This window comes from Roseovarius nitratireducens (assembly GCF_002925845.1).
In the GTDB taxonomy this organism is placed as follows: domain Bacteria; phylum Pseudomonadota; class Alphaproteobacteria; order Rhodobacterales; family Rhodobacteraceae; genus Roseovarius; species Roseovarius nitratireducens.
Genome location: NZ_PDNI01000018.1, coordinates 18,082 through 30,330 on the forward strand (window position 1 = coordinate 18,082; position 12,249 = coordinate 30,330).

The 12,249-nt window shown below is 65.2% G+C and carries 5 protein-coding genes; 4 read left to right on the forward strand and 1 reads right to left on the reverse strand.

Going from position 1 to position 12,249, the window contains the following annotated elements; translation table 11 throughout:
- The first annotated feature begins 40 nt into the window (after positions 1-40).
- The 4 genes from rplJ (at position 41) to rpoC (ending at position 9,730) form a co-directional block, all read left to right on the forward strand.
- On the forward strand, positions 41-559 hold the full coding sequence (gene rplJ, locus CRJ03_RS03010) for a 50S ribosomal protein L10 (protein WP_104017441.1): 519 nt from the start codon (positions 41-43) through the stop codon (positions 557-559).
- Positions 560-631: 72 nt separating this feature from the next.
- The gene (gene rplL, locus CRJ03_RS03015) at positions 632-1,012 is read left to right on the forward strand and encodes a 50S ribosomal protein L7/L12 (protein WP_104017442.1); all 381 of its coding nucleotides are present in this window, start codon (positions 632-634) and stop codon (positions 1,010-1,012) included.
- Between the two features lie 235 nt (positions 1,013-1,247).
- A complete protein-coding gene (gene rpoB / locus CRJ03_RS03020; protein WP_104017443.1) occupies positions 1,248-5,384 on the forward strand; it encodes a DNA-directed RNA polymerase subunit beta in 4,137 nt (1,378 codons plus the stop codon).
- A gap of 98 nt (positions 5,385-5,482) precedes the next feature.
- Positions 5,483-9,730: a DNA-directed RNA polymerase subunit beta' gene (gene rpoC / locus CRJ03_RS03025; protein ID WP_104017444.1), complete on the forward strand. Its 4,248-nt coding sequence runs from the start codon at positions 5,483-5,485 to the stop codon at positions 9,728-9,730.
- Positions 9,731-10,215: 485 nt separating this feature from the next.
- Here rpoC and CRJ03_RS03030 read toward each other — a convergent pair whose 3' ends face one another.
- A complete protein-coding gene (locus CRJ03_RS03030; protein ID WP_104017445.1) occupies positions 10,216-12,249 on the reverse strand; it encodes a dipeptide ABC transporter ATP-binding protein in 2,034 nt (677 codons plus the stop codon).

A 12,249-nucleotide genomic window follows, 5' to 3' on the forward strand; every position in this document is an offset into this window, starting at 1 on the left:
AACTGAGCCGGGGGGAAACCCCCAGATTTGGAGTGAAACTGTGGATAGAGCCCAGAAAGAGAAAGTGGTCGATGAACTCGGCCAGATCTTCGAAAGCTCTGGCGTCGTGGTGGTTGCCCACTACACGGGTCTGACAGTTGCCGAGATGCAGGATCTTCGTGCCCGTGCCCGTGCGGCCGAGGCATCGGTCCGCGTCGCCAAGAACAGGCTCGCCAAGATCGCCCTTGAGGGCAAGCCGTGCGCAAGCATTGCTGACTTCCTCTCGGGCATGACCGTGCTGACCTTTTCCGAGGACCCCGTGGCAGCAGCCAAGGTGGCCGAGGATTTCGCCAAGGATAACAAGAAATTCGAGATCCTTGGCGGGGCAATGGGCAGCACGGCTCTGGACCGTGCCGGTGTCGAGGCCACGTCGAAACTGCCGTCGCGCGATGAGCTCATCGCGACGATTGCAGGCATGATCGGCGCACCTGCCTCGAACATCGCGGGGGCCATTGGCGCACCTGCCTCGAACATCGCGAGCATCCTCTCGACGATCGAGGAACGGGCCGAAGCGGCCTGAGGCAAACTGTCAAACGCGTGTGGGGCGGTGCCCCGACGTTGGAACACATCTAGATACGGAAAGAGCTGAACAATGGCTGATCTGAAAAAACTCGCGGAAGAGATCGTCGGTCTGACGCTTCTCGAAGCACAAGAACTGAAAACCATCCTCAAGGACGAGTACGGCATCGAGCCCGCCGCCGGCGGCGCGGTCATGATGGCCGGCCCCGCAGGCGACGCCGGTGGCGAAGCCGCCGAGGAGCAGACCGAATTCGACGTGATCCTGAAATCGGCCGGTGCGTCGAAGATCAACGTCATCAAGGAGGTCCGCGCGATCACGGGCCTTGGTCTCAAGGAAGCCAAGGACCTCGTCGAGGCCGGTGGCAAGGCCGTCAAGGAGCAGGTCTCCAAGGACGAAGCCGAAGAGATCAAGGGCAAGCTGGAAGCAGCCGGCGCCGAGGTCGAACTCAAGTGATCGCCGCACAACGTGTGGCATGACCATAGGCTGGGCCCGGAAAATCCGGGCCCGGCCGAACCTGTCTCAGAGAGGCCCTGGCCGTGCCGGGGGTTCTTTCAGGCGAGGTTCGTGCGATCGGGAGGCCTCTGGTGGGACAGGGGCCGGGAATGGATCGCCCCGCCCTCTCGGAAGACCGCGGCGCTGTAGCCCGACAGCGTAGGCGGCCGGTGAGAAACGAAAGGTGAGATCAATCATGGCTCAGACCTACCTCGGCCAGAAGCGTTTGCGCAGGTATTACGGCAAGATTCGTGAAGTCCTGGAGATGCCGAACCTCATCGAGGTTCAGAAATCCTCGTATGACCTGTTCCTTAATTCCGGCGACCAGCCGGAGCCGCAGGACGGCGAGGGGATCAAGGGCGTCTTTCAATCGGCCTTTCCGATCAAGGATTTCAACGAGACCAGCGTGCTCGAATTCGTCAGCTACGAGCTGGAGAAGCCGAAATACGACGTCGAGGAGTGCATGCAGCGCGACATGACCTATGCCGCGCCGCTCAAGGTCAAGCTGCGGCTGATCGTGTTCGATGTGGACGAGGATACCGGCGCGAAATCCGTCAAGGATATCAAGGAGCAGGACGTGTTCATGGGCGACATGCCGCTCATGACGCATAACGGCACCTTTATCGTCAACGGCACCGAGCGCGTGGTCGTCAGCCAGATGCACCGTAGCCCTGGCGTGTTCTTTGACCATGACAAGGGCAAGACGCACAGCTCGGGCAAGCTGTTGTTCACCTGCCGCATCATCCCCTATCGCGGCTCGTGGCTCGATTTCGAGTTCGACGCCAAGGACATCGTGTATGCCCGCATCGACCGGCGCCGCAAGCTGCCGGTGACGACGCTGCTCTATGCGCTCGGTCTCGATCAGGAAGGCATCATGAATGCCTATTACGACACCGTCGACTACAAGCTGAAGAAAAAGAAGGGCTGGGTCACCAAGTTCTTCCCCGAGCGGGTACGCGGCACGCGCCCGACCTATGACCTGGTGGACGCCAAGACCGGCGAGGTCATCTGCGAAGCGGGCAAGAAGGTCACGCCGCGCGCCGTCAAGCAGCTCATCGACGAGGGCAAGGTGGCCAACCTGCTGGTGCCCTTCGACCAGATCGTGGGCAAGTTCGTTGCGCGCGACATCATCGACGAGGAAACCGGCGCGATCCATGTCGAGGCGGGCGATGAGCTGACGCTGGAATACGACAAGGACGGCACCGCGACCGGCGGCACGCTTCAGGCGCTGCTCGACGCCGGGATCACCGATATCCCGGTGCTCGACATCGACGGGATCAACGTGGGCCCCTACATCCGCAACACGATGGCGGTGGACAAGAACATCAGCCGCGAGAGCGCGCTGATGGACATCTATCGCGTGATGCGCCCCGGCGAGCCGCCCACCGAGGAGGCCTCGACGGCACTTTTTGACACGCTGTTCTCGGATTCCGACCGCTACGATCTTTCGGCGGTGGGCCGCGTCAAGATGAACATGCGCCTCAACCTCGACAAGCCCGACACGCAGCGCACGCTGGACCGCGACGATATCGTGGCCTGTGTCAAGGCGCTGGTGGAGCTGCGCGACGGCAAGGGTGACGTCGATGATATCGACCACCTCGGCAACCGCCGGGTGCGTTCGGTGGGCGAGCTGATGGAGAACCAGTATCGCGTGGGTCTTCTGCGGATGGAGCGCGCGATCAAGGAGCGGATGAGCTCGGTCGAGATCGACACCGTGATGCCGCAGGATCTCATCAACGCCAAGCCCGCGGCGGCGGCTGTGCGTGAATTCTTCGGCTCTTCGCAGCTGTCGCAGTTCATGGACCAGACCAACCCGCTGTCGGAGGTCACCCACAAGCGGCGCCTCTCGGCGCTCGGGCCGGGGGGTCTGACGCGCGAGCGGGCGGGGTTCGAGGTGCGCGACGTGCACCCGACGCACTACGGCCGCATGTGCCCCATCGAGACGCCGGAAGGGCCGAATATCGGCCTCATCAACAGCCTCGCCACATTCGCGCGGGTCAACAAGTACGGCTTTATCGAGACCCCGTACCGCCGCGTCGAGAACGGGCAGGTCACCGACGAGGTGGTCTACATGTCCGCCACCGAGGAGATGCGCCACACCGTGGCGCAGGCCAACGCGACGCTCGATGAGGATGGCAGGTTCGTCAACGAGATGGTCAACACGCGGCGGTCGGGCGAATACATGCTCGCCCCCGTGGAGCACGTGGACCTGATCGACGTGAGCCCCAAGCAGCTCGTCTCTGTGGCTGCCTCGCTGATCCCGTTCCTGGAAAACGACGACGCCAACCGCGCGCTCATGGGCTCGAACATGCAGCGGCAATCGGTGCCGACCCTGCGCTCGGAAGCGCCGCTCGTGGGTACCGGCATCGAGAGCAAGGTGGCCGAGGATTCCGGCGCTGCCATCATGGCGCGGCGCGCGGGCGTGATCGACCAGGTGGATGCGCAGCGCATCGTGGTGCGCGCCACCGAGGATCTCGAGATCGGCGATCCCGGTGTCGATATCTACCGGCTGCGCAAGTTCCAGCGTTCGAACCAGAACAGCTGCATCAACCAGCGTCCGCTGGTCAAGGTGGGTGACACGGTCGAGAAGAACGAGGTCATCGCCGACGGCCCCTGCACCGACATGGGCGAGCTGGCGCTGGGCAAGAACGTGATCGTCGCGTTCATGCCGTGGAACGGCTACAACTACGAGGACTCGATCCTGATCTCGGAACGGATCGTGCGCGACGACGTGTTCACCTCTGTTCATATCGAGGAATTCGAGGTTGCCGCCCGCGACACCAAGCTGGGACCGGAAGAGATCACCCGCGACATTCCCAACGTCGGCGAGGAGGCGCTGCGCAACCTCGACGAGGCGGGGATCGTCTATATCGGGGCCGACGTGCAGCCCGGCGACATCCTGGTGGGCAAGATCACCCCCAAGGGCGAAAGCCCGATGACGCCCGAGGAAAAACTGCTGCGCGCGATCTTTGGCGAGAAGGCGAGCGACGTTCGCGACACCTCGCTGCGGGTGAAGCCGGGCGATTTCGGCACCGTGGTCGAGGTGCGCGTGTTCAACCGCCACGGCGTGGAAAAGGACGAGCGCGCGCTGCAGATCGAGCGCGAGGAGGTCGAGCGTCTGGCGCGTGACCGCGATGACGAGATGGCGATCCTCGAGCGCAACATCTACGCGCGTCTTCAGCAGCTCATCCTCGGCAAGGTGGCGGTCAAGGGGCCCAAGGGCGTCAAGGCCAATTCCGAGATCACCGAGGAATTGCTCAGCACGCTGACCCGCGGCCAGTGGTGGCAGCTCGCGCTCAAGGACGAGGCGGATGCGCAGGTGGTCGAGGCGCTGCACGAGCAGTTCGAGGTGCAGAAACGCACGCTCGAGGCCCGCTTCGAGGACAAGGTCGAGAAGGTGCGCCGCGGCGATGACCTGCCGCCGGGCGTGATGAAGATGGTCAAGGTCTTCATCGCCATCAAGCGCAAGCTGCAACCCGGCGACAAGATGGCCGGGCGCCACGGCAACAAGGGCGTGATCTCCAAGGTGATCCCGATGGAGGACATGCCGTTCCTCGCCGATGGTACGCCGGTCGATGTCTGCCTCAACCCGCTGGGCGTGCCCAGCCGGATGAACGTGGGCCAGATCCTCGAGACGCATATGGGCTGGGCCGCGCGCGGCCTCGGGCTGCAGATCGACGAGGCGCTCAAGGACTATCGCCGCAGCGGCGATCTGACCCCGGTGCGCGAGGCGATGCGTATCGCCTATGGCGACGAGGTCTACGAGGAGGGCATCGCCGGCATGGACGAGGGTGCTCTTGTCGAGGCGGCGAGCAACGTGACTGGCGGTGTGCCGATCGCGACGCCGGTCTTTGACGGCGCCAAGGAGCCCGATGTCAACGACGCGCTCAAGCGTGCGGGCTTTGACGAGAGCGGCCAGTCGCAGCTCTTCGACGGGCGCACGGGCGAGCAGTTCTCGCGACCGGTGACCGTGGGCGTCAAGTACCTGCTCAAGCTGCACCACCTGGTGGACGACAAGATCCACGCGCGCTCGACCGGGCCGTACAGCCTGGTGACCCAGCAACCGCTGGGCGGCAAGGCGCAGTTCGGCGGCCAGCGCTTCGGCGAGATGGAGGTCTGGGCGCTGGAAGCCTATGGCGCCGCCTACACGCTGCAGGAGATGCTCACCGTCAAGTCCGACGACGTGGCGGGCCGCACCAAGGTCTACGAGAGCATCGTCAAGGGCGAGGACAATTTCGAGGCCGGCGTGCCGGAATCGTTCAACGTGCTCGTGAAAGAGGTGCGGGGTCTCGGCCTCAACATGGAACTCCTGGATGCGGAGGAGGATGAGTAAGCGCCGCGCGCCGGACCCTTTGAAAGGGTCCGGCCCGTTTTCTTTGCAAGAAAACGGCGCTGTTCCTCCCTCTACCGCCAGCCTCTAAGGATTTTAAAATGAACCAGGAACTCACGAATAACCCGTTCAACCCCGCGGCCCCGGCCAAGGTGTTCGACGAAATCAAGGTCAGCCTTGCCAGCCCCGAGCGTATCCTCAGCTGGTCCTATGGCGAGATCAAGAAGCCCGAGACCATCAACTACCGGACGTTCAAGCCCGAGCGTGACGGCCTGTTCTGTGCGCGCATCTTTGGCCCGATCAAGGATTACGAATGCCTGTGCGGCAAGTACAAGCGCATGAAGTATCGCGGCGTCGTGTGCGAGAAATGCGGTGTCGAGGTGACGCTGCAAAAGGTCCGGCGCGAGCGCATGGGCCATATCGAGCTGGCCGCGCCCTGCGCGCATATCTGGTTCCTGAAATCGCTGCCGTCGCGCATCGGCCTGATGCTCGACATGACGCTGCGCGATCTGGAACGGGTGCTGTATTTCGAGAACTACGTGGTGATCGAGCCCGGCCTGACCGATCTGACCTATGGCCAGATGCTGTCGGAAGAAGAGTTCATGGACGCGCAGGACGCCTATGGCATGGACGCCTTCACCGCCAATATCGGCGCCGAGGCGATCCGCGAGATGCTGGCCAATATCGACCTCGAGAACGAGGCCGAGACGCTGCGCGCCGATCTCAAGGAAGCGACCGGCGAGCTCAAGCCCAAGAAGATCATCAAGCGGCTCAAGGTGGTGGAATCCTTCCTCGAATCCGGCAACCGCCCGGAATGGATGATCATGACGGTGCTGCCGGTCATCCCGCCGGAACTGCGCCCGCTTGTGCCGCTGGACGGTGGCCGGTTTGCCACTTCGGACCTCAACGATCTCTATCGCCGGGTCATCAACCGCAACAACCGCCTCAAGCGGCTGATCGAGCTGCGCGCGCCCGACATCATCGTGCGCAACGAAAAGCGGATGCTGCAGGAGGCGGTGGACGCGCTGTTTGACAACGGCCGCCGCGGCCGGGTCATCACCGGCGCCAACAAGCGTCCGCTCAAGTCGCTGTCGGACATGCTCAAGGGCAAGCAGGGCCGTTTCCGCCAGAACCTGCTGGGCAAGCGGGTCGATTTCTCGGGTCGTTCGGTGATCGTGACCGGCCCAGAGCTCAAGCTGCATCAATGCGGCCTGCCCAAGAAGATGGCGCTGGAGCTGTTCAAGCCGTTCATCTACTCGCGGCTCGAGGCAAAGGGCCTCAGCAGCACGGTGAAGCAGGCCAAGAAACTCGTGGAAAAAGAGCGCCCCGAGGTCTGGGATATCCTCGACGAGGTGATCCGCGAACACCCGGTGATGCTCAACCGCGCACCGACGCTGCACCGGCTGGGCATCCAGGCGTTCGAGCCGATGCTCATCGAGGGCAAGGCGATCCAGCTTCACCCGCTGGTCTGTGCCGCGTTCAACGCCGATTTCGACGGCGACCAGATGGCCGTGCACGTGCCGCTGAGCCTCGAGGCACAGCTCGAGGCGCGGGTGTTGATGATGTCCACCAACAACGTGCTCAGCCCCGCCAACGGCGCACCGATCATCGTGCCGTCGCAGGACATGATCCTCGGGCTTTACTACGTGACGCTGGAGCGCGAGGGGATGAAGGGCGAGGGCATGGTGTTCTCGTCGCTCGATGAGGTGCAGCATGCGCTCGACGCGGGCGAGGTGCACCTGCACGCGCGCGTGACCGTCCGTGCCCCGCAGATCGACGAGGAGGGCAACGAGACCTTTGCCCGCGTCGAGACCACCCCGGGGCGCGCCAAGCTCGGCGCGCTGCTGCCGCCCAACGCCAAGGCGCCGTTCAGCCTGGTGAACCGGCTGTTGCGCAAGAAGGAGGTGCAGCAGATCATTGACACCGTCTACCGCTACTGCGGTCAGAAGGAATCGGTCATCTTCTGCGACCAGATCATGACCATGGGTTTCCGCGAGGCGTTCAAGGCCGGGATTTCCTTTGGCAAGGACGACATGGTGATCCCCGAGGAGAAATGGCCAATCGTCGAGGAGACACGCACGCTCGTGAAGGGGTTCGAGCAGCAGTACATGGACGGTCTCATCACGCAGGGCGAGAAGTACAACAAGGTCGTCGATGCCTGGTCGAAGTGCAACGACAAGGTGACCGAGGCGATGATGAACGCCATTTCCGCCGAGAAGCGCGACGAAGACGGCGGCGTGATGGAACCCAACAGCGTCTATATGATGGCCCACTCCGGTGCCCGTGGCTCGGTCACGCAGATGAAGCAGCTGGGGGGCATGCGCGGCCTGATGGCCAAGCCCTCGGGCGATATCATCGAGACGCCGATCATCTCGAACTTCAAGGAAGGCCTGACCGTTCTCGAATACTTCAACTCGACCCACGGCGCGCGTAAGGGCCTGTCCGATACCGCGCTCAAGACGGCAAACTCGGGCTACCTGACCCGTCGTCTGGTGGACGTGTCGCAGGACTGCATCGTGCGCCAGCACGATTGCGGAACCGAACGCGCGATCACCGTGGAGGCAGCGGTCAATGACGGCGAGGTAATCGCCTCGCTCGCCGAGCGTAGTCTCGGGCGGGTCGCCGCCGACGACATCGTCGATCCGGTGTCGGGCCGCGTTCTGGTCGCTGCCGGTCAGCTCATCGACGAGCGCATGGCCGACATACTCGACGAAACGGCGGTGCAGACCGTGCGCCTGCGCTCGCCGCTGACCTGCGAGGTCGATGACGGTGTCTGCGCCATGTGCTACGGGCGCGATCTGGCACGCGGCACGCTGGTCAATATCGGCGAGGCAGTGGGCATCATCGCCGCGCAGTCGATCGGCGAGCCGGGCACGCAGCTTACCATGCGGACCTTCCACATCGGCGGCGTCGCGCAGGGCGGGCAGCAATCGTTCCAGGAATCGAGCCAGGAGGGCGTGATCGCGTTCGAGAACGCGCAAACGCTGGTCAATTCGCGTGGCGAGACGCTGGTGATGGGCCGCAACATGAAGCTGCGCATCATGTCCGATGCCGGCGTGGAGCTTGCCGGGCACAAGCTGGGCTATGGCACCAAGCTGTTCGTCGAGGACGGCGAGCGCATCACCCGTGGCCAGAAGCTGTTTGAGTGGGATCCCTACACCCTGCCGATCCTCGCCGAGAAGCCCGGCAAGGCCAAGTTCGTCGATCTCGTCACCGGCGTCGCCGTGCGCGATGTCACCGACGAGGCCACCGGCATGACCCAGAAGATCGTGACCGACTGGCGTGCGGCACCGCGCGGCAACGAGCTCAAGCCCGAAATCTTCATCATCGGAGAGGATGGCGAGCCGGTGCGCAACGACGTGGGCAACCCGGTGATCTACCCGATGTCCGTCGATGCGATCCTGTCGGTCGAGGACGGCGAGACCGTCGAGGCAGGTGACGTTGTGGCGCGCATCCCGCGCGAGGGCGGCAAGACCAAGGACATCACCGGCGGTCTGCCGCGGGTGGCGGAACTGTTCGAGGCGCGCCGACCCAAGGATCACGCCATCATCGCCGAGATCGACGGTTATGTGCGCTTTGGCAAGGACTACAAGAACAAGCGCCGCATCAGTATCCAGCCCTCCGACGACAGCCGCGAGCCGGTGGAATACATGGTGCCCAAGGGCAAGCACATCCCGGTGCAGGAGGGGGATTATGTCCAGAAGGGCGACTATATCATGGACGGCAACCCGGCGCCGCATGATATCCTGGCGATCCTGGGCGTCGAGGCGCTGGCCAACTACATGATCGACGAGGTGCAGGAGGTCTATCGTCTGCAGGGCGTCAAGATCAACGACAAGCACATCGAGGTCATCGTGCGCCAAATGCTCCAGAAATGGGAGATCGACGAGTCGGGCGACACGACGCTGCTCAAGGGCGAGCATCTCGACAAGGTCGAGTTCGAAGAGGCCAATGCCAAGGCCGAGGCCCGTGGCGGACGTCCTGCCACCGGCGCGCCGATCCTGTTGGGCATCACCAAGGCGTCGTTGCAGACGCGCTCGTTCATCTCGGCGGCGTCGTTCCAGGAGACGACGCGCGTGCTGACCGAGGCCTCGGTGCAGGGCAAGCGTGACCGGCTCGTGGGGCTCAAGGAGAACGTGATCGTCGGGCGCCTGATCCCGGCGGGCACGGGCCGGGCCACGGCAGAGGTACGCCGCGTCGCGCAGAGCCGCGACAACGTCGTGATCGAGGCCCGCCGCGAGGAGGCCGAAGCCGCCGCCGCGCTGGCCGCGCCGGTGGTGGATGACGATGTGAGCGCCGACGACGTGTTCGACAACTTCGTGGAAACGCCGGAGGGCCGCGAGGACTGATCACCTCGGCCAGACGAGACAGGAAAGCCCGGCCATCTGGCCGGGCTTTTTTTGTGGACGGCTGTCAGGCGCAATGGTCGATGCTGCGGGTGCGCAACTTGTGTGCAAATGGCAGGGGTGAGCCTGGAGGGGACATTGGGGTGAGCCGCGCCATCGCATGTCCGCGGGCAGGCGATCCATCGGTCTTTTCAGTGCGCTTTATCCATCCATACCCGCAAAACATGCGATCGGCGCGCTGGCTTGACCATATCGCCTGTCCGGGGGGCGGACATGCGATGGCGCGGCGGGCTTCGCCCTTGATTCCGCGCCGGGACCAGAGAGGCAAACGACCGCAACAGGCCAAACCGCGCTCTTCACAACGGATTCAGGCATAGACTGTTCCGGCTCGCATACCCGGCATCGCGGATCGCAAGCGCGGCGAAATTCGGCGCCGCTGCTTTCTTGACGGGGTGCTGCCATGCAATGAAAGCGGCCCCGAAATCTGTTCAGGACGCCGCCTGTTTCCCCTCCAGCGCGTGCAGTTCGTCGAGCGGGATATGGCAATGGATGACGTGGCCGTCCGCCGTCTGCCGCGCGGGCGGCGTGTCTGTCTCGCAAATGGCGCCGCGTTTCACCGGGCAGCGCCGCTGGAACGGGCAGCCCCGTGCGGGCGGCGCAAGCTCGACGGCGTCCTCGGCCAGAAGCCGCGGTGCGTGGTCGGGATCGGGGGCGAGCACCGCGCCGAGCAGGACATCGGTGTAGGGGTGATGGGGCGGGGCAAAGACCGCCTCGGTCGGCCCCGCCTCGCAGATGCGCCCCTGGTAGAGCACCGCGACCCGGTCCGACAGCGCGCGCACAACCGTCAGATCGTGGCTGACGAAGATGAAGCCGGTGCCGTGGCGCGCCTTGAGATCGCCCAGCAATTCGAGCACGGCGGCCTGCACCGAGACGTCGAGCGCCGAGGTGATCTCGTCGCACAGCACGGCCTCGGGCCCGGCGGCAAAGGCGCGCGCCACCGCCACGCGCTGTTTCTCGCCCCCCGAGAGCTGCCCCGGCAGGCGGTCGAGGTAATGCGCGCCGAGGCGCACGGTCTCGAGCAATTCGGCGGCGCGGTCGTGGCAGGGCTGTCCGTGCAACCCGAAATAGAGCCGCAGGGGCTGGGCGAGGATGTCGCCCACGGATTGGCGCGGGTTGAGGCTCTCGTCGGGGTTCTGGAATATCATCTGGATGCGGCGCAGGGTTTCGGGACGGCGGCGTTCGGCCGAGGTGGCCAGATCGGTTCCGTCCTCCAGCGCGATCCGCCCGCTGGCGGGCGGCAGTAGCCCGGCGATCGCGCGCAGGATGGTGGATTTTCCGCTACCCGATTCGCCCACGAGGCCGAGCGTCTCGCCGTGCCGGAGCGTGAGGTCTATACCTTCGACAGTGGCCGGGGGGCGGGGGGTGCCACGGAGCCGTGCCAGAAGGCCGGGGCTGTCATAGCGCACCGAGAGCGCGCGTGTGGAGAGAAGCGGCGGGCCGTCGGTTGCCGCGCCGGGCGCGGTGCTCTCCGACGGGGCGGGGGACGCCACCTTTTCGGGATAGAGGCAGCGCGCGCGCTGGCCGTCGCGTGTCTCGGCCATCGGCGGCGGCGCGGCGCGGCAGTCATCGGTCGCGAGGGCGCAGCGCGGGGCAAAGGCACAGCCCGTTCGCGGTATGTCGGGCGTGGGCGGTCGCCCATCGAGTGCGCGGGGCAGGGTGCGCGCGCCGAGCCGGGGGATCGCCGCCAGCAGCGCCGCCGCGTAGGGATGCGAGGGTGCGGTCAGCACCGACCTCGCCGGACCCGCGAGCACCGTCTCGCCCGCGTAGAGCACATGCACCCGGTCACAGACCTGTGCGATCACACCGAGATCGTGGCTGACATAGACCATCGCCATGTCGCGCTCGCGCGCCAGCCCGCGCAGCAGCGCGAGGATATGGGCCTGCGTGGTCACGTCGAGCCCGGTGGTGGGCTCGTCGAGCAGCAGGGCCTCGGGCTCGCCCGCCAGTGCCATCGCGATGGCCACGCGCTGTTGTTGCCCGCCCGAGAGCTCGTGCGGGTAGCGCCGCAGGATCGTGTCGGGATCGGGCAGGCGCACCTGCGCGAGCAGGTCGCGTGCGCGCGTGCGGTGGGTGGCCGGGTCGTGGTCGCAATGGAGGCGCAGCGCCTCGGCGATCTGCGTGCCGATGCGCTGCGTGGGTGTCAGCGCCTGCCCGGAGTTCTGCGGGATCAGGCCCAGCTTGCCGCCGCGGATGCGCGCGAGGGCAGGGGGCGCGAGGGCGAACATGTCCTGCCCGTCGAACCGCGCCGCGCCACCCAGCCGTGCCAGCCCGTGGCGCAGGTAGCCCATCGCCGCCAGTGCCAGCGTGCTCTTGCCCGAGCCGCTCTCGCCCACGATGCCCACGCTCTCGCCCCGGCAGACCGCCAGATCGACCTCGTGCAACACCGGCAGCATTGCCCCTGACCGCCCGCGAAAGCCCACGCTGAGCCCGGAAATGTCGATGAGGGGGGGCTGTGCGCTCAT